This is a genomic window from Leptotrichia hofstadii, from assembly GCF_007990525.1.
GTDB lineage: Bacteria > Fusobacteriota > Fusobacteriia > Fusobacteriales > Leptotrichiaceae > Leptotrichia > Leptotrichia hofstadii.
The window spans coordinates 1,398,538-1,422,232 of the sequence record NZ_AP019823.1 but is presented as its reverse complement, the minus strand read 5'-3'; the positions used below and the strand labels follow the sequence as shown (position 1 = coordinate 1,422,232).

Sequence of the window (23,695 nt, the reverse complement as noted above, 5' to 3'; positions counted from 1 at the left end):
TATGGAAAAAAAACGAGAAGAGCTGTTAAAAGGTTCTATTTTGAAATTATTTGTAAAATATTTCATACCAACGCTTATTGGATCTGCGGCAGTTGTTTTGTATAATATTGTTGACAGGTTCTTTGTTGGAAAAATTAGCGAAAAGGCGCTTGCTGGTGCGGGAATTGCTTTTTATATTGTTATGCTGATTATCGCCTTTTCAATGTTCATTGGAGTTGGAGCTGGAACTATTATTTCAATTCGGCTTGGACAGGGGAAAAAGGGAGAAGCTAAGAAAATATTGGGAAATGCTGTAACCTTATTTACTATTTTAGGACTTTCGCTGTATGTGCTTTTAATATTGAATATTAATACAGTTTTACGGTATTCAGGCGCTAATAATGAGACACTGCCGTATGCAAAGGCTTATCTGGAAATAATATTGCTGGCAATTCTGCCTTTATTTTACTCATTTGGATTGACAAATGTGTTAAATGCGGCTGGAGCACCTAGAGTTGCGATGTTTTCAATGCTGATTGGCGCAGTTGTAAATATTGCTCTGGATTATGTGGCTGTAATGATTATGCATACTGGAATTGAGGGGACTGCTTATGCAACATTAATTGGAAATGTTCTCTCTGCAATATTTGTGTTATGGTTTTTAACTGCAGGAAAATTACCGTTTAGAATAGATATGTTTGGCTTTAAGCTGGAAGAAGAAAGCGTTATTACAATAAGATTTTCAAAAATGAAATTGGATTCAAAAATAGTAAAAGATATTTTTTCAATAGGAATGTCGCCGTTTTTATTACAAGCTGCAAGTTCAGGAGTAGGACTTGTAACAAATAAAATTGTAGATACTTATGGCGGAACTTATGGCGTAGCAGTTATGACAATTATAAATTCATATTTACCAATTATGACAATGAGTGTTTATGCTGTTTCTCAGGCTGTTCAGCCTATAATTGGATTTAATTATGGTGCGAGAAATTTCAGGAGAGTTAAAAAATCTTTGATGACTGCTATAAATGCTGGAGTTGCTTTATCTTTTACATTTTGGATAATTGTAATGCTTTTACCAAAAGAACTGATTTTATTTTTTAATGAAAAAAGTACGCCTGAAGCTCTAAGAGAAGGTGTAAAAGCAATTAGAGTATATTTTTCGCTTGTAATAATTTCATCTTTTGGAATAACTGTGCCAAATTATTTTCAAGCAACGGGACGTTCAAAATATTCGGTTATATTAAATCTATTACGGCAAGTTGTTATATTTCTAATAGTTATGATAACTTTTTCAAATATTTGGAAACTGGATGGAGTGTGGCTTGCACAGCCTTTTACTGATTTACTGTTTTTCATAATACTTTTAGGATTCTTGTATAAGGAAAAAAGATTTTTTGATAAAATGATTGAAAGTGAAAATAACTTATTGGAATATAATAAGGAGATAGATGAACAAAAAAAATAAAAAAGATAAATTTATTAGATAAAAGAGGAATAAAAATGATTACAATTTTATTAATGGTTATTGCCTATATTCTAGGAAGTGTGCCAAATGCACTTTGGATAGGAAAAGTGTTTAAAGGGATAGATATTCGTGAGCATGGGAGCAGAAATACTGGCTCTACAAATGCGGCTAGGGTCTTAGGGGCAAAATTAGGTATTTTGACATTAATTTTAGATGTTTCTAAAGGATTAGTTCCGACATTAATGGCAATTTTGCTAAAAGCTGATTTTTTTGAAAATTTGACAAGAATTTCAAATTTGGATTATGTATTAGTTGGAATCTGTGCAATTTTAGGTCATGTATTTTCTATTTTTATGAATTTTAAAGGTGGAAAGGCTGTTGCAACGACACTTGGAGTGTTTTTAATTTTAGTTCCAAAGGCTATATTGTTTGCGGCAATTGTATTTTTTGTAGTTTTTGCCATTTCAAGATATGTTTCGTTATCTTCGGTTTTGGCGGCTATATCACTTCCAATTTTTATATATTTTTTGTATCAGCAAACGATATATGTTATTTTAGGAATTTTAATAGCAATCTTGATTGCAGTAAAACATAGAAGCAATATTGAAAGGTTAAAAAATGGAACAGAATCTAAATTTAGTTTAAAAAATAAAAAATAGGAAAGGAAGGGATGATGATGAAAAATATATTGGTTATTGGCGGCGGAAGCTGGGGCACTTGTCTTTCAAAATTATTAGTAGAAAATGGACATAAAGTCTATTTATGGGAGCATAATGGAGAAGTGAGAAAAGTAATTCGTGATACAAAGGAAAATCCACAATTTTTACCCAATATAAAATTACCTGATAATCTTAATGTTGTGGATGATTATGGGGAAGTGCTTGAAAATTCTGAAAAATATGGTAAAATTGATATTCTTTTATTAGCGACTCCTACACAATTTTTAAGAGCAATTTTAAAAAGATTGAAAAATTTTTTAAATTATAATATAATATTGGTAAATGTTGCAAAAGGGCTAGAAATTGCTACTAAAAAGAGAATTTCTGAAATAGTGGCTGAAGAGCTTGGAAACAAGCCGTATAATTATGTTCTGTTGGCAGGACCTACACACGCTGAAGAAGTTGCTCAAAAATTGCCATCTGCCATACTTTCCGTATCTGAAAATGAAGAAGCTGCCAGAACAGTGCAAACTACATTTAGTAATCTTTATTTCAGAGTTTACACAGGAACAGACCTGATGGGAGCTGAGCTTGCGGGAGCATTAAAGAACTGTCTTGCAATTGCGGCGGGAATTGCCGATGGAATGGGTTATGGAGATAATACAAAGGCTGCTCTTATAACTCGAGGAATTAACGAAATGTTTGAAATCGCAAAATATTACAATGCCAATCCTAAGACATTTATGGGATTATCAGGGCTTGGAGATATTATTGTAACTTGTACGAGTAAACACAGCAGAAATAGATTTGTGGGAGAAAAACTGGGACAAGGTGAAAAAATTAAAGATATAGTTTCACATATGAATATGGTGTCAGAAGGTGCAGAAACAATAAAGGCCCTTTATAAAATTATAAAGGAAAATAATCTGAAAGCACCTATTTTTACAGCACTTTATGAAGTAATCTACAATGGAAAACCAGTTTCAGAACTGGAATCTACATTTATGAGCAGAGATTTAAAGTCAGAATTTTTAAATTGATGTTTTAACTTTTAATAATAATTTGAGGAGGGATTAAAATGGCAACACAAAGTTTTACAAAAGAAATAACCTTTGAGGCTAAAGATGTCGATAATTTAATAAAAGCACTGGAAAATAATAAAAAACCTAAATTAACGAATATAAAAGCTGAATTTGTAACTGATAAAAAGGAAATTAAAAAATTATTAGGAATGAAAAAATGAAAATAGTATCGTTACAAAGTTTATTGGAATACACTGATGAAGGAAGTATAAAAAAGAATTTTTTAGAAAATTTTAAAAGTATTGAGACTAATGATATTGAAATTTTTTTACATGAAAAAGCAATAAAATATGAAAAAGATTCAATTTCAAGTACACATTTAGTTTTTAATGAAAATGGCACTTTAGTTGGTTATTTTTCTATTGCTAATAAAGGATTAGTAATAACTGAACATAATTATAAAATATTAAGTAACACACAGAAGAGAAAATTAACTTATAGTGGAAGAAAGTTAGAAAACAGTGTTTATATAGTAAATAGTTATTTATTAGGACAGATTGGAAAGAATTATAATATTCCAAAAGAAGAAATGATAGAAGGTATTGATTTATTGACATTGGCATTTAACTTAATTTTAGAAGCAAAGAAAATAATTAATGCAAAATATGTTTGGTTAGAATGTGAAAATAAAAATAAATTAATAGACTTCTATAATAATTTTGGGTTTCAGAAAATAAAAGATTTCCGTTCTGAAAATAATTTAACTGTAATGATTATGAAATTAAAAAAACTAGACAAATAAAAATTATTAAAACTGGAGTGAGGTAATGGAAGATAACAACTTAAACTTGATGTCGTTATATTTAAGTGATATTCAAAAATTTGATCTACTCTCAAAGGAGGAAGAATATGAACTGCTAAAACGGATTAGGGAAGATGATGATGAGCAGGCAAGGCAATTATTGATTTTATCAAATTTAAGATTGGTAATAAGCACAGCTAAAAAGTCTCTTGGAAACGGGCTTCCTCTGATTGATCTGATCAGCGAGGGTAATATTGGATTAATAAAAGCTATAAATAAATTTGATTATGAAAAAGGACATAGGTTTAGTACGTATGCAGTATGGTGGATAAAGCAGTCAATAAAAAAAGCCATCATTAATATAGGACGTGATATAAGAATACCTTCTTATAAATACGAGCAATTGTCAAAAGTGAATAAAGTTATAAAAGATTATACTGCCATTCATGGGGAAGCTCCATCAACAGAGTATATTGCAAAGGAAGTTGATCTGAAAGAAAGTAAAGTTATTTTACTTTTAGGGGAATTTCAGGATATAATGTCTTTGAATGAAACAATTGGAGATAATATTTATTTGGAAGACATCATTGGAAAAAATGATGATGTAGAAGATAAAATAATAAAAGAAGATCAGCTGATTGAAATGAAAGACTTGCTTGAAAGAGTTCTGAATGAACGTGAAAGAGCGATTCTTGAATATCGTTACGGACTGTATGACAATAAAATCCATACATTAAAGGAAATCGGCGAGCAGATGGGGATTACTCGTGAAAGAGTCAGACAGATAGAAAAAAAGGCAATAACAAAATTAAAAGAACATTTGGAAGAATATAAAGATATATTATAAAGGAGAGGTAAATGTATGTTACATATAATTGTAGATAGAAAATCATTATTAAAAGCTATAACTATAGTGGAAAATGCAGTAACTGAAAACAAAATAAGAGAAGTCCTTTCTGGAATTTATATTGAAACAAACGAAGGAAAGGCAATTTTACGAGGAACAGACTTGGAGCTGTCTATAAATACAGAAATAGAGGCACAAATTGAAGATGAAGGAAAAATTGTTATAAAACACAAATTAATTGAAGAATTTTTAAAACAAATTTCTGATGAAAAAATTACATTGATTGAAGAAAATGGAAAATTAGTAATTCAGGCAAGTTCAACAAATACAGAATTTTCATTATACGATGCTGGTAATTTTCCAGTTCAGTCAAAATTGGAAAATGGAGTTGAATATGTTTTTGAAAAGGAAAAATTATTAAATAATATTGAAAATGTAAAAATTTCAGCTTCCCCAAATCCAGAAAACCTAGCTGTGAACTGTATCAGACTGGAAATCGAAGAAGATAAATTAAAACTTGTTTCATCTGATACATATAGATTGACATACATTGAAGAGGATTTGGATGAAACTCAACAAGGGAAAGAAAATCTTAGTCTAAGTATCCCATTAAAGACAATTGACGGATTAATAAAAATTATGAAACTTATTGATGAAGAAAATATTACTGTAAAGTCAGACGGTTCAAAAGTATTCTTTCAATTTTCAAATGTAGAAATTTTAACTCGTACAATTGATTTGCAATTTCCAGATTATAAGTCAATTTTAAATAATTCACAGCATAATAAAAAAATATTGTTAAATACAAAAGATTTTTTATCTGTACTAAGGAGAACAGCTATATTTGTCAGAGATAATAAAGAAGCTAAAAATGGTGGTATATTTAATTTTGCTAATAACAAGCTGCTGCTTACTGGAACTAGTGAAAATGCACAGATAAAAGAAGAAATTGTTACAATTCAGGAAGGTGCAGATTTGAAAATTTCATTGAATGTAAGATTTTTACTTGATTATATTTCTACAATTGAAGGAAAAGTAACTGTGCTGGAATTACTAAATAACAAGAGTTCAGTAATTGTAAGAGATGAGGACAATGACAAGTCGCTATATTTCACAATGCCATTGGCACTTAGGGAAAGCTAGTTTCTTATTAACTAATGGAGGGTGGTATGGATAAACAGTTGACTGCAACAGAAAAATTCAGTTGGTTATTAATTTCATTATTACCAGAATTATCTATAATTATTTATTTGAAATTAAAAATGCAAGATGAAATTCTTAGCAATGTAATAACAGGATTAATTATTTTTGCTGTAATCACAATATTTAATATTCTTATATATATTGTCTTAAAAATAGCATTAATGATTTACAGCTATTTAAAATTGAAAAAAATAAAAGAGGAAATACCTGATGAAGTAAAGCAAAAAGATGTACGGAATATCTTTATGATAAAAGTGCTGTTAATGAATATTGTATTATTATTTTTATTGATAATATCTATAAGATATTTGAATATAAATGCTTTGTTATAAATAAACTAAACAGAAAGGAGAATACACAATGCCTATAAAAATACCAAATAACTTGCCGGCTGTAGATATTTTAGCAAAGGAGAACATCTTTGTAATGGATGAAAATAGGGCATTGTCGCAAGATATTCGTCCTTTAAAATTTATAATAATAAATCTAATGCCTACAAAAATTGAAACAGAAACTCAATTACTGAGATTGCTTAGCAATACTCCGCTTCAAATGGAAGTTACTTTCTTAAAAATGGCTTCATATATGTCCAAAAATGTTTCAGAAGAACATATGTCTAATTTTTATAAGACTTTTAATGATATAAAGAATGATTATTTTGACGGCTTGATTATAACAGGAGCACCAGTGGAAAATTTACCTTTTGAAGAGGTTATTTACTGGAAAGAATTATCGGAAGTAATGGAATGGAGCAAGACTCACGTTTTTTCAACGATGTGCATCTGCTGGGGAGCGCAGGCAGCTCTTTATTATCATTATGGAATAAAGAAATATCCATTAAAAGAAAAACTTTTTGGAATTTACCCATTAAAAATTGATATTTGCCATACGATGCTGCTGCGTGGGTTTGACGAAGTGTTTAATATGCCGCAGTCAAGACATACAGAAGTACTTGCAGAAGATATAGAGAAAATACCAGATCTTGAAATTATTGCAAATTCTAAAGAAGCAGGGGTTAGTATAGTTCGTACTAAGGATAAAAGAAACATTTTTATTATGGGACATTTTGAATACGATAGAATGACACTTGCCAAGGAATATGAGCGGGATGTGAAATTGGGGAAAAATATAAAAGTACCATTTAACTATTATCCGAATGATGATGTAACCAAAGAACCACTTTTTGTATGGCGTGCTCATGCAAATTTACTGTTTTCCAACTGGGTAAATCATCATGTTTATCAAGGTACGCCGTATGATTTGACAAAGTTAGAAGAAATTTCTAATTTTCAAATTTAGTTTTAAAAATATCAAAATAGAAAAAGCTCTCAAATGGGAGCTTTTTAAAGTAAAAATTATTAATAAAGAGAAATATTTTCTAATAATGGAGAATCCATTATATCAAAGGGCATAACCCATCCGCCACCATTGGAATCAAGATTTATCTCACGTCCAACTTTTTCACCAGCCTTCTTAAATACAAGATAAACAAATTGTGAACAGTATAGCCTTTTGTCAAAATTTTTGTGAAATGTTAATCCATAAGGCTTTGTTATTGTATCGTCAATTTCTTTAAATAGCGCAGTTTTAAATTTTTTATCAATTCCTTTCAATCTAAAAATGGCAACTTTTCTTTTAATGTTTCTCCAGGCGTATAGCGGACTTTCACTATATCCTGCAGAATAAGATGGAAATTCGACAACTTTTTTATGTTCGTTAAGGACTGCGGCATGTCCCCACATCGAACGTAACGTTGGTCTTTTAGAGAGAATAAGAATATCTCCCGGCTCCAGCATGTCTATGTTGGCAATCACTTCTCTCGGGGTGTACCATGTATATTTTTCTGTCTTGGATTTGCATAGAAGCGCTAAAGTCATTATAAAAAATAGCAGCATTCTTCGGATATTTGATTTTATACATATATTCATAATTTATTTTCCTTTCTTTTTTATTTATAACATGAACCATTGGGATTAATTGCAAAGCTGTGTATGCTATTTTGAAAAAAGGTTCAGATATATTATATAAAAAAGAAAGAGATTAGTCCAGCTTATTTTTTAATAAAAAAAATTTTTAGTTATAATTTATTTATAATAACAAAAAAATTAATTTTTTTTGAAAAAAATGTAAAAAATCACTTGTATTTTTTCTGAGTTTATGATTTAATTAAAGTAGGGAAGTTAAATAAAATTAGAATATTTTTAGAATAAGGAGGAATGAATGCAAACTAATCCAGCTTTAGCTGAAAGAAAACAAAGAATTGATTCCAACATGTCCAAGATTAAGCATAAAATAGTAGTAATGAGCGGTAAAGGTGGAGTTGGAAAATCAACTGCATCTGTTAATTTAGCTTATGGACTTTCATTAAGAGGATACAAAGTTGGTATTCTTGATGCTGATTTGCATGGACCAAATATTCCAATTATGTTTGGAAAGGAAGGTGTAAAACTTTCAAAGATTTCTGAACCATTGGAAATAACAGAAAACTTACACATATCATCATTAAGTTTTTTTGTACCTGATAATTCTCCAGTTGTATGGAAGGGTCCGCAAAAGATTACGGCAATAATGGAAATGCTGGAAGGAATCAGATGGGGAGAAATTGATTTTTTAATAGTCGATTTGCCGCCTGGAACAGGTGATGAGACATTAGGTATTGCACAGAATATTGGAACAGATTCTAAGGCAATAATAGTTACAACACCGCAAAAAGTTTCCATTCTGGATTCTACGAGAGCAATAAACTTTGCTAAATTAATTAATTTAAATGTGCTTGGAATAATCGAAAATATGAGTGGTTTTATTTGCCCTGACTGTCAAAAGGAAGTGAATATATTTAAAAAAGGCGGTGCTGAAACGATGGCACAAGAAAAAAAGACTGACTTTTTAGGCTCAATACCATTGGATGGAAATATCGTGGAATCTAGTGATAATGGGTTACCATTTATTTCAAATGATTCTGTAGCATCAAGAAAAATGAATGATATAATTACTAAAATAATTGAAAAATTAGAAAAGTAACCAAGAGCGAAAGGAGAAGTATTTTAAATATGCCGCAACTTAGTGTATTTATTATACAATAAGAAAATGAAAGTATTAGTATTTAATAAAAATGAAAAAACTAGAATGGTAGTGGGACAGCTGTTAAAAGAATTAAGTTTTAATGTTATACTGGCAGAAAATGAGGAGCAAATGCTAGATGCCCTAAAAACAGAATCTCTTGACATTGCCTTTTTGGATATAAGTTCAATAGAAGACTTTCCGTTGGCAATTGAAAGAGTGTTAAGATATAAAAAACAAAGCTATATCTTGATGGCAATTGAACAGGATGACAGATATGCGAAAACAGAGGCCCTGCTAAAAGGAATAGATGATTATATATACAACGATTTCAGGCTGGAAGAACTTTCTGCTAAATTCAGAGCAATCGTAAGAATCTTAAACAAACGTTTAACAGAAGACGAAATGGGAATTTTGACAGCTTATGATTTGACATTAAATCCTGCAAATAGAGAAGTTAAGCGTGATGGAAAAGAAATTGAATTAACTAATAAGGAATTTCTGCTATTAGAATACTTCTTAAGAAACAAGAACAGAGTTCTTACAAGAACAATGATTTCTGAAAAAATTTGGGACATAGACTTTGTTTCAGAAAGCAACATTGTAGATGTATATGTTAATTTTTTAAGATCAAAAATAGATAAAGGGCATGAACAGAAGATTATTAAGACTGTAAGAAGCGTGGGATATATTATAAAAGAATAATAATAATTTTAAATTAAATTTAGAATTGTTTTATCTTGCTCCTTTGCTGAATTTCTCAGTTAAATTTGAAAAAGTTATATAAATTCTAATTTATGCAGCATAGTGAATATTTTAATTAACTAATTCATAATTGTAACAATAACAAAATCATAAAAAATATAAATTTTTATTGATTTTATAAAAATAATGTGCTAAAATGTATCATAAAATATACAAGGAGTGATAAAAAATGTTTAAACAAATAGAATTGTCTTATAATTTTGATGCATTAGAACCAAATATTGATGCAAAAACTATGGAAATCCATTATGGAAAACACCATGCAGCTTATACAAACAACTTGAATGATGCATTAAAAAACAATGCGCCACAATTTTTGGAAAAACCGATAGAAGAAATCTTGGCAAATTTGGAAGTATTGCCAGAACAAATCCGTGGAGCTGTTAGAAACAACGGTGGAGGTTTTTACAACCATAACTTATATTTTGAAATAATGGGTCCTAACGCAGGCGGAGAGCCTACAGGAGAGTTAGCTGAAAAAATAAAAGAATCATTTGGAAGCTTTGATGCATTTAAAGAAGAATTTGCAAAAGCTGCGGCAACTAGATTTGGTTCGGGTTGGGCTTGGCTTGTTGTAAATAAAGATGGAAAATTAAAAGTTACTTCAACTGCAAATCAAGATAATCCACTAATGCCAGGAGCAACTTCTTGTGGATGTTCACAAGGAACTCCAATTTTGGGAATAGACGTATGGGAACATGCATATTATCTAAATTATCAAAATAGACGACCAGATTATATTTCAGCATTTTTCAATGTTATAAACTGGGATGAAGTATCTAAAAAATATGAAGCAGCAAAATAATAGGAAGTAAATTAAAATAGATTTATAGATTTAGATTGAATTGGATAAAATTAATTATTGTTTATTAAGAATAATCATTAAATTTATTTTGATTCAATCTCTTTTATTTAAAATTACGAAAATCAGTCATTTTACATAAAGTTATATAATTTTGAATTGAAAAATATTTGGTATTTAAAGTTGACTAGTATAATTTAATTTGATATACTTACATTATAAAATGATAATTAACGGAGGAAAATTATGGTAGAAAAAGTGACAAAGGATATGAATATTATGGAAGCAGTTGAAAAATATCCGATTATAGCACAAGTGCTTATGAGATACGGACTTGGATGTGTTGGGTGTATTATTTCAAGTGCTGAAACATTGGGAGAAGGAATTGCAGTTCACGGACTAAATCCGGACATGATTATTGAGGAAGTAAATATGATTCTTGAAAAACAAGAAGGATAGTTACATAAATTATATTTATTATTCAAATTTAATTAATTTTTATTATCTTAATTTGAATTTTATAACATTTATGAAAAATAAAAATTATAAAAAAAGTGTACTTTTTAGATAAATTCTATTCAGTACACTTTTTATTTACTTAAAATTTAAACTATTAATAAAAATCCATAAATAATATTTGTCAATAATACTATCCCTACTAGAAATCTATTTATAAATTTAAAAATATTTTGACTGTTGAACGTAAAACTTAGTGCCAGATTCAAGAGGGAATACGATAAAAGTACCATTGAAAAATTTTTGAAAATCAAAAATTTGGGAGTTTTTAGCAGCATTAGAGCTGGTGGCAGCAAGTAACGGAACGAAGCGAAAAAGCTATATAAAAATATAGTTAAGACTTCAAGCAGCAGTATAAGTACTGTTATTCTTTCGGCAAACTGTACTCGCTTTCCACTTAGGAATAGCAAAGATACGAGTGAATAAACACGTACAAAAAGTAATAATAATGTTAAAAATGTAAAAGCATTTATCATATCTAATTCTCCATATTTGATAATTTTTATACATTTTAACATATTTAAAATAAATTCTCAAGTAAAATAAGAGGTTTTATAGCAAAATTAGATTAAATGCTGTTCCCTTGCCATTTTTTCCAGTTCCCTAATTCTATCTTCAGTAGACGGATGTGTACTAAATAGGCTTTTTAAATTAAAATTTCCCAATCCTGAAAATGGATTTACAATAAACATGTGCGCTGTTGCAGGATCTTGTCTGCTCATTGCAATATTATGGCTGTAACTTTCTAATTTTTGTAATGCGTTACGTAAATATAAAGGATTTCCTGAATATTCTGCTCCAGCCCTGTCTGCCATATATTCTCTTTTTCGTGAGATAGACATTTGAATTATTGAAGCTGCTATTGGAGCTAAAAATGAAAGCAGCATTGCAGTTCCAACATTATTTCTTCGTCGTTCTCCATTTCGATTATCTCCACTTGATACATAAGGTAAAAATCGTGCAATATTGGCAATCGCTCCAGCAAAAGTGGCTGCAACTGTACTTACTAGAATATCACGATGTTTTATATGTCCCAATTCATGAGCCATAACTCCAGCCAGCTCATTATCATCCATCAGTTCAAGCAATCCCGCAGTACATGCCACAGCAGCATTTTGAGGATTTCTCCCAGTTGCAAATGCGTTTGGCTGACGTTCTGGAATTATGTAAATTTTTGGCATTGGCAGATTTGCATTATTTGCCAGCCTTTGTATTAACTGATATAATCTTGGATTAGTTCGGGAAGTAACTTCTTGCCCATTATACGCTTTTATAACCATTTTATCACTGAACCAGTAGCTATAAAAACTCATTCCCCCAGCAATCAGAAGTCCAATTACTGCTCCCTTTTGACTTCCTAATGCACCACCAATTGCTACAAAGAGAAAAACTAATCCAAACATTAAAAAACCTGTTTTCATAGTATTTATAAACATAGGTATCTTTTTTCCTTTCTTTTAATTTGTGTTAAAGGTATTATATTATAAATTGATGTTTTTTTCAATAACTATATTTATTTAACTTTTTATTCAATACTGTTTTCTAATAGGATTTAGTATTAAATAAATTAAAAGTACCAAATAAAACTTTATAATAAAAATTTATACTCTCACTATTTACATTTTAAATATTTATGATATAATATGAGCGAAATTTTAGATAGAGAATATAAAATTCTATATTGAAAGGGGAGATGAAAAAAAATGAACGATAAGAATCAGACCTTTGCCAGATTTTCTATGATGGTTGGAGAAGATGGAATTGAAAAATTAAGGAATTCTCGTGTTATTGTGTTTGGAGTTGGTGGCGTTGGATCTTACACCGTGGAGGCTTTGGCAAGGTCTGGAGTTGGACATATTACTATGGTTGATTTTGATGAGATTTCGGAGTCGAATATTAATAGGCAGTTGCATTCACTTAGAAGCACAATCGGGAAGTCTAAGATTGATGTTATGAAAGACAGAATTTTGGACATTAATCCAAATTGTAAGGTTGAACTTGTAAAAAGGTTAGTTTATGACGATGTGGATGAAGTTTTGGGAAATAACAAATATGATTTTGTTGTGGATGCGATTGATGTTATTGGAAGTAAAATTAATTTGATTAAATATTGTGTGAAAAATAACATAAATATTATTTCTTCAATGGGATTTGGGAACAAGATGCACCCTGAAATGGTGGAAATTGCAAAAATAAAAAATACATCTGTTTGTCCGATGGCAAGAACTATCAGAAGTATTTTGAAAAAGAAAGGGATTACAAATGTTCCAGTTGCATTTTCAAAAGAAATACCTGTACAGCCAAATAAGTCAGAACTATTTAAGGAAGAATTGCCAACTGAATTTAGGGAAAATAATAAAATTCCGAGAAAAACTACACCTGGAAGTAATTCGTTTGTCCCAGGAGCAGCTGGTCTTGTACTAGCTTCTTATGTAGTGAGAAAGTTATTGGAGTGGGATTAAATATAGGTAATGTTAAATATCTTAAATTACTAATAAGATTATTTGATGACTTAATTTTAACGTTATAATTTCTAAAATAAATTATCAAACAAGTTTGTAGTTATTAGGGCGTGTCTGAAAATTCTCAAAATGATGAATTTTTAACAAATTTTTCCAAAATCAAAAATAACAAACACTGATTTTGTCGTGATTTGCATAATTTATAAAATCAAAAAAACATTAAAAATAACATAGATTTTGAGTTTTCAGATACAGCTTAATAAATGTTTGAAAACAATTGAAATAAAAAAGGAGTGAGATTAATTGGCAGAAAAAAATGACGCTGTTTTGACAGTAAACGAGGGTAAAAACTTGAAGAAAAATCAGAAAAATGATTCTCCAAAGTGGGATTTAGACAAAAAGAATATTTTAGTTAAAATATTAATTGTAATTGGACTGATTTTATGTATTTTTGGAATAATGGATAAAATCTTTGAACATACAATTTTTAATTTTTTTAAAAATTTGACAATGCCGTATTTGGAAAAAACTTATGAAGAGTCTAAAAAGATGTTTTTAACATTGTCGCTTTTGAAAGGAACGACGGATATTATTGAAGGAAGTACGGTTAATGTCAGTATGATTGTCGGAATGGAAATTGAGATTGGAGATATTATTCAGCCTATTTACGATATGATAAATATTTTATGGAAAGTCTCGCTTGCGAGCGTTGTTATACTGAAGCTGGAAACGATTTATTATGAAATTTTTAAGGTAAAATTGGCTACAATCTTGACGTTTATTTCATTAATTACAATTTTTCCATATACTATTTATAAAAATAAAGTTACAAAAATTTTAAGAAAAATTTCTAAATATTCATTTTTCATATTGCTTTATATTTACATAGTTTTACCAAGTGCGATATTTGTAAATTCCACAATATCAAGCTATTTTGAAAAAGAATATAAAGAGCCTGCAATTGTTGAACTGAATCAAGATTTAGGAAGACTAAATAAAGTGAAGGATGAGATGCTTTCATTAGATCAGTCTAAAAGTATTTTTAACATTCCAGGGCAAATTGACAGTGCAAAAGTCAAGATTGATAATTTCTCAAAAGAAATAAATGTTATCTCAAAAGACTTGGTTGAAAATACGCCAGTTATTATTGGAATAATTTTATTGACATCAATTGTATTGCCTCTGTTAATAGCGATTTTGCTTTATGTAGTAACAAAGTCGATTGTTTTTGAGAAGATTGGTGGAAGTAGAAAGAATTAAAATAAAATGCAATATTAAAAATTTTGGTTGCACTTTTGTAGTAAAAAGTCAAAATTATGTTTTAATCATTTGAAAATATTAAGTTTTATAAAAATTTATAATAAATTCGTTATTTAAACGGGGGTTAGTATTAGAATCAGAATAGAATCACAGTTCTTAAGTTAACTGTGATTTTTTATTATTTAGATTTCATTTTAAATTAATAAAAATAATAAATGACCTTTAAAAAAGTTTGGAAAAAATTTGATAATGTGGTATAATTTTTAAGAAAAACTTAGAAATAAATTTTTATAATCTTACAATTAATTATTAAAAATTGAAAGGAAATTAATTATGGCTTTTTTTACAGTAGCAGGCACCACTATTTGGGAATTTTTGATTGTTGTGGTTATTATATTAGCAATATTTTTGGGAATAGGATTAATTTTTGGAATTATAACCAATCCTAAGTGTATAACAGGATGTGTTGTATTCATTATTATCGTTATAACATGTATCTATATGGGAATCAAAGGAGTTGCTAAATTTGTAAAGGAAAATACAAATGACAATTCTCAAACTGTTAGTCAAAGTAATGGAAATAATAGTTATAATAATTCTTTAGACTTAGAGGATTTACATAAATTAATAAATGAAGTAAACAGCGGAGATGATTCTTCATTATCAAATTATACAAAAGCAGATTTAAGAATACTTAGAAATATGGTTTTTGCAGAAAAAGGATTTAGGATTCAAAAAGCTGGGTTAAAGGAGTATTTTGAGCAAAAATCTTGGTACAACCCATATATAGATAATCAGAATGATATTTCATTAAATATAAAAGAAAAAAGATTTTTGAAAGCAGTTCAAAAATATGAAGAAAATTAAAGAAAGTTTATAAAGGAATCATAATATGAAAAAGTTTTCAATTTTTTTAATTAAGATATACCAAAAAATCTCACGAAAATACTTGCCTAAGATGTGTGTATTTACACCAACTTGTTCAGAATACACTAGACAAGCAATAGAAAAGTATGGATTTTTTAAGGGTAGTTTTCTCGGATTTAAGAGAATATTACGATGTCATCCATTTAGTAAGGGTGGAAATGACCCATTAAAATAAAATTTATTAATAATTGTATAGGTATTTTAAAATTCTAAGATACCTTTTTTATTTATGAATTTTAATATTAAATAATTAGGCAAAATAATCAAAATTCAAATATTTTCTTAAAAATAATAGACAAATAGTGTTTAAATCTGCTAAAATATACCTATAAACAAAAAGTTAATTTCAAAATTAAATATTTTCAATAGAAGGGAGATTTGCAATAATTTGTATTTGCAATAGTGGGATTGGTATGAAGGATAAAATGAGTATAAAAGTTATTGGAATTGGCGGGATGGGGATAAATTTTGTTAATTTTATGATAGCTTCAAATGTGCGGAAGATTGAGTATATAACGATTGATACGGATAGCAGGAATTCTAATTTTAGTAGAGCGGAGAAAAAGATTTTTTTGGATACTGGAGTTAAGGAATGTACTAGAGAACAGGCTGAAAGAGTGGCATTCCAGTGTGAAAATCAATTTCGGGAACTATTAAAGGGGACTGATATTTTATTTTTAGTTGCGGGAGTTGGTGGAGCTACTGGAAGTGGAATAATGCCTATTATTCTTGAAGTTGCAAAAAAATTGGGTATTTTTACTATTAGTATTGTTGCTCGTCCATTTTATCTGGAAGGATTTGAAACTTTGAAAATTGCAAATGCGGGAATGAAGAAAATTGAGCAAATTACAGATAGCTTGATTGTAATTCCTAACGAAAAATTATATAATCACATAGATAGAAAAAAACCGCTTGAAGAAGCTTATGCTAAAGTCAACGAAATTATAAAGGAAGGTATTGAAAGTATTGCAAATATTCTTACGGAAGTTGGGTTTATGAATATTGATTTATTGGATATAAAGGCTGTTCTGCAGAATTCAAAAGATACTATTATTAGGATTGGAGAAGGCAAGGGAGATAATGCAGTTGATAAGATAATGGAACAACTGATGGAAAATAATCTTTTTGAGGGGAAATTGGAAAACGCAAGAAAGGTTCTTATAAACTTTACTGCGGGACATGATGTATCTTTATCAGATATTGGACAGATAACAGAAAAAATTTCGGGCATTGTAAATAATAAGAATGTAAATCTGATATGGGGAGTCATAATGAAACAGAATTATGATAAAACACAGAAAATTAAGACAGTAGTAATATCAAGTGCTTAATACTGCACTAATTGGAAAATAAGGGAGAAAAAAATCTCCCTGTTTTTTAATTTTAATACGAATCATAGTAATATTCCGAAAAGTGATACAGGCTTGCAGATATAGCAACAATGAAAAATGCGAAAATAAATATAGTAATTAATGAGATTATATAAAATTTCAATCCTCCTGCAAGCTCTTTAAAAGAAGTTTTTAATTTATTTTCATCTTCCATTTGAACAGCATCGTCTAGATCTGAAGCAAAATTAAGAAATTTTAAAGAAATAAAAATAGTAAAAATCCCAATAAGAAATACAAATAGCTGCAGTATCCCGATGAAAACACCTACAACGGAAAGGAATTTTGTTATAGAGACAATTGTCTTTATATTCTTGATGGTCATTTCATCTAAAGTTAGCTTAATTGAACCATTTTTTTCATTACTTTGGATGTTTTTAGAATTTCTGAAATTCTGATTTTCCTGCCCAAAACTTCCAGCCACTTCTTCCCTGATTTTGTTTAATTCTGCGATATTATTGAAATAATTCCCGCTTTCTCCATTTCTGTTCTTATTTTGCCTATCTAAAAAATTGTTTTCAGAATCCATAATGACCTCCATTTTCATATCTTAATTTTATTTAAATTATTATAACATAAATTTATTATTTTTCAAAATCCAAAATAAAAAAATAGCATTAATTTTTAATAAAAAATTAAAAATGATAAGACAGTATGAAATAATGGTATTTACATTTTTCAAAAAATTATGCTATAATGATATATAATTACTAAAAAAATAAATTACAGAAATAGTGATAATAAAATACTTTAACCATAGAAGGAGATGAGATATTATGAATTTTGTTTACATTTCACCACAATTTCCAAAAACCAACTGTGAATTTTGTGATAGATTAAAGCAAAATGGAGTAAATGTATTAGGAATTGCAGATATGGAATACGATCAATTGGATCAAAAATTGAAGGATAGCTTGACAGAATATTATAAAGTTTCTAATCTTGAAAATTATGATGAAGTTTTGAAGGCAGTAGCTTTTTTTACACATAAATACGGAAAAATTGACTGGCTTGAGTCAAATAATGAACATTGGCTTGTGCAAGATGCCAAACTTCGTTCAGATTTTAATATAACAACTGGTATAAAAGCTGATAAAATAGCAAATATAAAAGAAAAATCAAAAATGAAAAAAGCATATAAAAAAGCTGAAATACCGTTTGCTGATTTTTCATTAGTAACAACACTTGCAAAAGCGAAAAAATTTATTGATAAAGTTGGATATCCAGTAGTTGCTAAGCCTGATAATGGGGTTGGAGCAAGCGATACTCATAAAATTAAGAATGAAAAAGAATTGAAAAAATTTTTTGAAACTTGTAATCAAAATGTAAAATATATTATGGAAGAATACGTTGATGGAGATTTGGTTTCTTACGATGCGATTATTGATTCCAATGGGAATCCTGTTTTTGAAACAGGGATAGTTGAACCTGCTGTTATGGATATTGTAAATAAAGGGCTTGATGTATTTTATTATGTAGAAAAAGAAATGCCTGAAAAATTATTGGATGCAGGGAGACGTGCTGTAAAGGGCTTTGGAGTAAAAAGCAGATTTATACATCTTGAATTTTTCAGACTAAATAAAAATAAAAAAGGTTTGGGTAAAAAAGGGGATTATGTAGGATTGGAATCAAACATGCGTCCTGCAGGCGGATATACTCCTGATATGTATAATTACGCCAATAATACTGATGTTTATCAAATCTGGGCAGATATGATTGCTTTTGATAGAATTGAAAAGGCTCAATTAAATGAAGATATAGAAAAAAACTATTGTGTTTATGCAAGCCGTCGTGATAACAAAAATTATGTACATTCTCATGATGAAGTTAAACAGAAATATGGAAATGCAATTGTAATGGATGAAAGAATGCCGGATATTTTTGCAGGAGCTATGGGAAATTATATGTACACTGCAAAATTTTCTACAAAGGAAGAAATGGAAGAATTTATAAGCTTTGTACATCAGAAAGTTGAAGAATAAAAATAAATAAAATTACAAGGAGAAAGAATGCAAATAGAATACAAAAAAGAGTACAGCCATAATTTAGGAAGAGAAATGGAATTCATAAGATATGGACATTCAGGAAAGCCTGTTTTAGTTTTTCCTTCACAAGATGGAACTTGCAACCAGTATGAAGAATTTGGAATGGTAAATGTGCTGTCAGATTACATCGAGCAAGGGAGACTGCAATTATTTTGTGTCGGAAGTGTTGACGCTGAGAGCTGGTCAGACATTTACGGAGACCCAAGACATAGAATAGAAATGCAGGAGAAATATTTTAATTATATTACAAATGAATTTGTACCAAGAATACAGGATATTTCTTGGAGAAATGATATTATTGTTACAGGATGCAGCATGGGAGGAGCTCATGCGGGAATAGTATTTTTTAGAAGGCCCGACTTATTTGACACCTTGATTTCCTTAAGTGGAATGTTTGATGCGGCAATGTTTTTTGGAGATTACAAAGATGATCTTGTCTATAACAATTCTGTTGTTGATTTTTTAAGAAATATGCCATGGAATCATCCTTATCTGGATATTTACAGACAGAAAAATATCATAGTGTGCATTGGACAAGGAGCTTGGGAAGGAGAACTTCTTCCGAGTAACAGAGAACTTGCAGATATTCTTTATGAAAAAGAAGTTCCAGCATGGAATGATTTCTGGGGTTACGATGTAGCTCATGACTGGGACTGGTGGAGATTGCAAATAAGATATTTTATGGAACATTTAGATATCTAGGTAATTTATTTAATTATACTAACAAATAAAAAGCACTGAAATTTATTAATGAAAATGAGTTTTTATTTCTTCAATAAGTTTCGTGCTTTTAAATTTTTATAATTAAGAAAAGAGAGGTGTTTATTTATATGTTAAAAAAACTATTTTCCCGTCTTGGGGAGTATAAAAAAAGTGCGTTAATTTCGCCAATATTTATTGGAATAGAAGTTATTTTTGAAATGCTTATTCCAACACTTATGGCTGTAATTATTGACAGCGGACTGAATGGAAATGATGGCAAGGGAGATATGAAGTTTATTGTTATAATGGGACTTGCAACATTTGGAGTGGCTATGTTGTCGTTGTTATGTGGTATACAGGCCAGTAAATACGCTTCTTATGCTTCGGCTGGATTTGCTAAAAACTTGAGAAAGGATTTATTTTCTAAGATACAGTCCTTTTCATTCACTAATATTGATAAATTTTCTACAGCTGGACTGATTACAAGATTTACGACAGATGTTAATAACATTCAGAATTCATTTCAAATGTTAATCAGAGGATTTGTAAGGGCTCCGCTTATGATGTGTGTAGCAATATTTATGTCGTTTATGATAAGTCCAAAGTTGTCGATGATATTTATTGTTGCAGTTTTGTTTTTAGGAAGTTTTTTAGCCTTTGTTATTTTTAAGGTACATCCAATTTTTACAGCTGCAATTAAAAAGTATGATGACATAAATTCCAGCCTTCAGGAAAATATAAACGGTATTCGGGTTGTGAAGGCGTATATCCGTGAAAAATATGAAACTAATAAATTTAAGAAGGCTACTGAAAGTTTGAGAAATATGTTATTAAAAGGAGAAAGAATTATAATATTTGTGTCTCCTGTAATGCAGATAACAGTATTTGGTTGTATTTTACTGCTTTCGTGGTTTGGAGCAAAGATGATTGTTGTAAATGAGCTGACGACTGGGCAGCTTACAAGCCTTTTTGCTTATACAACTAATATTCTTATGAGCCTTCTTATGCTTGCAATGATGCTTGTAAATATTGTGTTTTCAAGAGCATCTGGAGATAGAATTGTGATGGTTCTAGATGAAGAGCCAAGCATTAAAAATCCTGAAAATAGGATAACAGAGGTAAAAGATGGTTCAATAGTATTTAAAAATGTGGATTTCAGTTACAGTAATAATCCCGATGTGCTGAATTTGACAAAAATAAATCTGGAAATAAAGTCTGGAGAAACTATTGGAATTATCGGGGGAACTGGAAGTGCAAAATCAACTCTTGTTCAGTTAATTCCAAGATTATACGATGTCCTGAATGGGGAACTTCTAGTTGGTGGAGTAAACGTAAAGGATTACGATATAAAGACGCTTAGGGATAATGTGGCGATGGTTCTTCAAAAAAATGTGCTGTTTTCAGGAACTATAAAGGATAATTTACGTTGGGGAAATGAAAATGCAACCGATGAGGAAATGGAACATGCCTGCAAATTGGCACAAGCTGATGAGTTTATTCAGAAATTTCCTAAAAAATATGATACTCGTATTGAACGTGGCGGAGCGAATGTGTCTGGAGGGCAAAGACAAAGACTTTGTATAGCTAGAGCCTTACTGAAATCTCCCAAAATATTAATTTTAGATGATTCTACAAGTGCAGTTGACACAAAGACAGACAAACTAATAAGAGAAGCCTTCAAAAATGAATTGCCACACATTACAAAAATTATTATCGGACAAAGAGTATCATCAATAAAAGATTCTGATAAAATATTAGTTCTGGAAGATGGAATTATCACAGCGGCAGGAACACACGATGAATTGCTTAAAACAAGCAAGGTATACCGTGAAGTTTATGAATCCCAGACAGAAGGGAGTAACAAATAATGAATAAAAATAAAAAAGCTGAAAATTCGCAATCACGAAATCAGATAAAAGGATTAATCCGATTATTAGGATACATGTTTAAGCATTATAAAATACAGACACTATTTGTTATTGTATTTATTTGTTTGAGTTCATTTGGAATGGTTATTGGGACAATGTATTCAAAAGAATTGATTGATGGAATAATTATTCCTAACATTGGTAAAAATAATCCTAACTTTATCAATGAGCTTGTGAGCCTAATTTTAAAAATGGCAGTCGTATATGGCGGAGCTGTAATTTGTACATATATTTATGAAATATTTATGATTTACGTTGCACAGGGAACATTGAAAAGATTAAGAGATGATGTATTTATACATATGGAATCGCTTCCTATAAAATATTTTGATACAAATGCACATGGAGATATAATGAGTGTTTATTCAAGCGATATTGACGCTTTACGAAATATGATGGTTGAAAGCTTGTCACAGGTAATATCTTCAATTATTACAATTATAAGTGTCCTTATTTCAATGTTTATATTAAATATTCCGCTAGCACTTTTCGTAGTAGTAATGATTACAATTATGATTATCACAACAAAAACTATTTCTTCAAAAAGTTCAAAAAATTATACTGCACAGCAAAAAAATATTGGTATTGTAAATGGATATGTAGAAGAAATGATAGAAGGACTGAAAGTTGTAAAAGTATTCTCGTATGAGAAAAAGGCTGATGAACGTTTTAATAAGCTGAATACGGCATTATTTAACAGGGCTAACAATGCAATGAAATTTGCAAATATTCTAGGTCCCGCTGTCGGAAATCTTGGAAATATAAACTTCGTGCTTACAGCAGTTCTTGGTTCAATAATTGTGTTTAATAATATTGCAGGCTTTACAATTGGAGGACTTGTATCGTTCTTGCAGTTTATAAAAGTAATAAACCAGCCTGTTTCGCAAATTGCACAGCAATTAACATCAGTAATATTGGCATCGGCTGGAGCTCAAAGGGTATTTAACCTGCTAGATCAGACACCTGAACAAGATGAGGGCTATGTAACTCTTGTAAACGCAAATATTCATGAAAATGGAAATATTACAGAAACTGAAAAGCACACAGGTGTATGGGCTTGGAAATATCCACATTCTGACGGAACGATTTCTTATGAAAGACTAATGGGAGATGTTGTTTTTGAAGATGTAACATTTGGATATAATGATGAAAAGACAATACTTCACAATATCAATCTTTATGCAAAGCCAGGAGAAAAAATTGCATTTGTGGGTGCAACAGGAGCTGGGAAAACTACAATTACAAACTTAATTAACAGATTTTACGATATTAACTTTGGAAAAATCCGATATGATGGAATTAACATTGAAAAAATAAAAAAACAGGATTTAAGAGAATCTCTTGGAATTGTACTACAGGACACACACTTATTTTCTGGAACAGTTGCCGACAACATCAGATATGGAAAACTTGATGCAACAGATGAAGAAGTGTATGCGGCCGCAAAACTTGCCAATGCCGATCATTTTATAAAACACTTGCCACAAGGCTACAACACTTATTTAAGCGGTGACGGTTCGAGCCTTTCACAAGGACAGCGGCAATTATTGTCAATAGCAAGAGCGGCAATCGCCGATCCACCAGTCTTAATTCTGGATGAAGCAACTTCAAGCATTGATACAAGAACAGAAAAAATCGTGCAGGAAGGAATGGATAAGTTGATGGTAGGAAGAACAGTATTTGTAATTGCCCACAGGCTTTCAACTATCAAAAATTCCGATGTGATAATGGTACTTGATCAAGGAAAAATTATCGAACGTGGAAATCACGATGAACTGATTGCACAAAAAGGAACTTATTATCAGCTTTATACAGGAGGATTTGAAAATCAGTAAATTAAATTATTTAATTTTTTAATTG

At 29.9% G+C, this 23,695-nt stretch carries 26 protein-coding genes; 22 read left to right on the top strand and 4 right to left on the bottom strand.

Translation table 11 applies throughout. The features are described 5' to 3' along the window. Window position 1: 1 nt before the first annotated feature. Genes FVE77_RS06730 through metA form a run of 9 tightly spaced genes read left to right on the top strand, consistent with a single transcriptional unit; the run spans window position 2 to window position 7,279 of the window. Window positions 2–1,447, top strand: coding sequence for an MATE family efflux transporter (locus tag FVE77_RS06730; protein WP_026746239.1), 1,446 nt, complete (start codon window positions 2–4; stop codon window positions 1,445–1,447). A gap of 35 nt (window positions 1,448–1,482) precedes the next feature. Beyond that, a complete protein-coding gene (plsY, locus tag FVE77_RS06725; RefSeq protein WP_026746240.1) occupies window positions 1,483–2,106 on the top strand; it encodes a glycerol-3-phosphate 1-O-acyltransferase PlsY in 624 nt (207 codons plus the stop codon). Between the two features lie 17 nt (window positions 2,107–2,123). Beyond that, the gene (locus tag FVE77_RS06720) at window positions 2,124–3,146 is read left to right on the top strand and encodes an NAD(P)H-dependent glycerol-3-phosphate dehydrogenase (protein WP_026746241.1); all 1,023 of its coding nucleotides are present in this window, start codon (window positions 2,124–2,126) and stop codon (window positions 3,144–3,146) included. A 38-nt stretch (window positions 3,147–3,184) separates the two neighbouring features. After that, on the top strand, window positions 3,185–3,349 hold the full coding sequence (locus FVE77_RS12660) for a hypothetical protein (RefSeq protein WP_169718712.1): 165 nt from the start codon (window positions 3,185–3,187) through the stop codon (window positions 3,347–3,349). Then, window positions 3,346–3,930 carry a hypothetical protein gene (locus FVE77_RS06715; protein WP_006804207.1) on the top strand — a complete coding sequence of 195 codons (585 nt, stop codon included), beginning with the start codon at window positions 3,346–3,348 and terminating at the stop codon, window positions 3,928–3,930. The genes FVE77_RS12660 and FVE77_RS06715 overlap by 4 nt, the downstream gene beginning before the upstream one ends. Window positions 3,931–3,955: 25 nt before the next feature. Next, window positions 3,956–4,777: a sigma-70 family RNA polymerase sigma factor gene (locus tag FVE77_RS06710; protein WP_006804206.1), complete on the top strand. Its 822-nt coding sequence runs from the start codon at window positions 3,956–3,958 to the stop codon at window positions 4,775–4,777. A 15-nt stretch (window positions 4,778–4,792) separates the two neighbouring features. Continuing rightward, window positions 4,793–5,920, top strand: a complete 1,128-nt coding sequence (dnaN, locus tag FVE77_RS06705) for a DNA polymerase III subunit beta (protein ID WP_026746242.1) — start codon at window positions 4,793–4,795, stop codon at window positions 5,918–5,920. Between the two features lie 26 nt (window positions 5,921–5,946). Then, window positions 5,947–6,312 carry a hypothetical protein gene (locus FVE77_RS06700; RefSeq protein WP_026746243.1) on the top strand — a complete coding sequence of 122 codons (366 nt, stop codon included), beginning with the start codon at window positions 5,947–5,949 and terminating at the stop codon, window positions 6,310–6,312. A 28-nt stretch (window positions 6,313–6,340) separates the two neighbouring features. Next, the gene (metA, locus tag FVE77_RS06695) at window positions 6,341–7,279 is read left to right on the top strand and encodes a homoserine O-acetyltransferase MetA (protein ID WP_006804203.1); all 939 of its coding nucleotides are present in this window, start codon (window positions 6,341–6,343) and stop codon (window positions 7,277–7,279) included. A 59-nt stretch (window positions 7,280–7,338) separates the two neighbouring features. On the opposite strand, the gene FVE77_RS06690 is transcribed toward metA, so the two are convergent. Continuing rightward, window positions 7,339–7,908: a YiiX/YebB-like N1pC/P60 family cysteine hydrolase gene (locus tag FVE77_RS06690; protein ID WP_026746244.1), complete on the bottom strand. Its 570-nt coding sequence runs from the start codon at window positions 7,906–7,908 to the stop codon at window positions 7,339–7,341. 292 nt (window positions 7,909–8,200) lie between these two features. Here FVE77_RS06690 and FVE77_RS06685 point away from each other — a divergent pair, with 292 nt between their 5' ends. The 4 genes from FVE77_RS06685 to FVE77_RS06670 all read left to right on the top strand — a co-directional run bounded on the left by FVE77_RS06685 (window position 8,201) and on the right by FVE77_RS06670 (window position 11,066). Beyond that, window positions 8,201–9,001 carry an Mrp/NBP35 family ATP-binding protein gene (locus FVE77_RS06685; RefSeq protein WP_026746245.1) on the top strand — a complete coding sequence of 267 codons (801 nt, stop codon included), beginning with the start codon at window positions 8,201–8,203 and terminating at the stop codon, window positions 8,999–9,001. Window positions 9,002–9,067: 66 nt separating this feature from the next. Further along, window positions 9,068–9,745 (top strand): response regulator transcription factor, encoded by a 678-nt coding sequence (locus FVE77_RS06680; protein ID WP_006804200.1) that lies wholly within the window; start codon window positions 9,068–9,070, stop codon window positions 9,743–9,745. A 229-nt stretch (window positions 9,746–9,974) separates the two neighbouring features. Then, window positions 9,975–10,610 carry a superoxide dismutase gene (locus tag FVE77_RS06675; protein WP_026746246.1) on the top strand — a complete coding sequence of 212 codons (636 nt, stop codon included), beginning with the start codon at window positions 9,975–9,977 and terminating at the stop codon, window positions 10,608–10,610. 243 nt (window positions 10,611–10,853) lie between these two features. Continuing rightward, a complete protein-coding gene (locus FVE77_RS06670; RefSeq protein ID WP_026746247.1) occupies window positions 10,854–11,066 on the top strand; it encodes a DUF1858 domain-containing protein in 213 nt (70 codons plus the stop codon). 146 nt (window positions 11,067–11,212) lie between these two features. Here FVE77_RS06670 and FVE77_RS06665 read toward each other — a convergent pair whose 3' ends face one another. Then, window positions 11,213–11,599, bottom strand: coding sequence for a hypothetical protein (locus FVE77_RS06665; RefSeq protein WP_026746248.1), 387 nt, complete (start codon window positions 11,597–11,599; stop codon window positions 11,213–11,215). Between the two features lie 87 nt (window positions 11,600–11,686). Continuing rightward, window positions 11,687–12,559 carry a zinc metalloprotease HtpX gene (gene htpX / locus FVE77_RS06660; RefSeq protein WP_026746249.1) on the bottom strand — a complete coding sequence of 291 codons (873 nt, stop codon included), beginning with the start codon at window positions 12,557–12,559 and terminating at the stop codon, window positions 11,687–11,689. Between the two features lie 267 nt (window positions 12,560–12,826). On the opposite strand from htpX, the gene FVE77_RS06655 reads away from it, so the two are divergent. The 5 genes from FVE77_RS06655 to FVE77_RS06635 all read left to right on the top strand — a co-directional run bounded on the left by FVE77_RS06655 (window position 12,827) and on the right by FVE77_RS06635 (window position 17,103). Continuing rightward, window positions 12,827–13,585: a tRNA threonylcarbamoyladenosine dehydratase gene (locus FVE77_RS06655; RefSeq protein ID WP_026746250.1), complete on the top strand. Its 759-nt coding sequence runs from the start codon at window positions 12,827–12,829 to the stop codon at window positions 13,583–13,585. Window positions 13,586–13,888: 303 nt separating this feature from the next. Then, a complete protein-coding gene (locus tag FVE77_RS06650; RefSeq protein ID WP_026746251.1) occupies window positions 13,889–14,845 on the top strand; it encodes a hypothetical protein in 957 nt (318 codons plus the stop codon). Between the two features lie 333 nt (window positions 14,846–15,178). Further along, complete coding sequence (locus FVE77_RS06645) at window positions 15,179–15,712, top strand: YARHG domain-containing protein (RefSeq protein WP_026746252.1); 534 nt, start codon at window positions 15,179–15,181, stop codon at window positions 15,710–15,712. 25 nt (window positions 15,713–15,737) lie between these two features. Beyond that, window positions 15,738–15,947 (top strand): membrane protein insertion efficiency factor YidD, encoded by a 210-nt coding sequence (gene yidD, locus FVE77_RS06640; protein WP_015769429.1) that lies wholly within the window; start codon window positions 15,738–15,740, stop codon window positions 15,945–15,947. A gap of 238 nt (window positions 15,948–16,185) precedes the next feature. After that, window positions 16,186–17,103, top strand: coding sequence for a cell division protein FtsZ (locus FVE77_RS06635; RefSeq protein ID WP_026746253.1), 918 nt, complete (start codon window positions 16,186–16,188; stop codon window positions 17,101–17,103). 52 nt (window positions 17,104–17,155) lie between these two features. Here the strand turns inward: FVE77_RS06635 and FVE77_RS06630 are convergent, their stop codons facing one another. After that, window positions 17,156–17,689, bottom strand: coding sequence for a DUF5362 family protein (locus FVE77_RS06630; protein WP_026746254.1), 534 nt, complete (start codon window positions 17,687–17,689; stop codon window positions 17,156–17,158). A gap of 247 nt (window positions 17,690–17,936) precedes the next feature. Between FVE77_RS06630 and FVE77_RS06625 the strand changes: the two genes are divergently transcribed. The 4 genes from FVE77_RS06625 to FVE77_RS06610 all read left to right on the top strand — a co-directional run bounded on the left by FVE77_RS06625 (window position 17,937) and on the right by FVE77_RS06610 (window position 23,670). Then, complete coding sequence (locus FVE77_RS06625; protein ID WP_026746255.1) at window positions 17,937–19,142, top strand: ATP-grasp domain-containing protein; 1,206 nt, start codon at window positions 17,937–17,939, stop codon at window positions 19,140–19,142. A gap of 27 nt (window positions 19,143–19,169) precedes the next feature. Further along, window positions 19,170–19,907 carry an esterase family protein gene (locus FVE77_RS06620; RefSeq protein WP_026746256.1) on the top strand — a complete coding sequence of 246 codons (738 nt, stop codon included), beginning with the start codon at window positions 19,170–19,172 and terminating at the stop codon, window positions 19,905–19,907. Between the two features lie 128 nt (window positions 19,908–20,035). Beyond that, complete coding sequence (locus FVE77_RS06615; protein WP_026746257.1) at window positions 20,036–21,775, top strand: ABC transporter ATP-binding protein; 1,740 nt, start codon at window positions 20,036–20,038, stop codon at window positions 21,773–21,775. Continuing rightward, window positions 21,775–23,670: an ABC transporter ATP-binding protein gene (locus FVE77_RS06610; protein ID WP_026746258.1), complete on the top strand. Its 1,896-nt coding sequence runs from the start codon at window positions 21,775–21,777 to the stop codon at window positions 23,668–23,670. Before FVE77_RS06615 ends, FVE77_RS06610 begins: the two co-directional genes overlap by 1 nt. Window positions 23,671–23,695 lie beyond the last annotated feature (25 nt).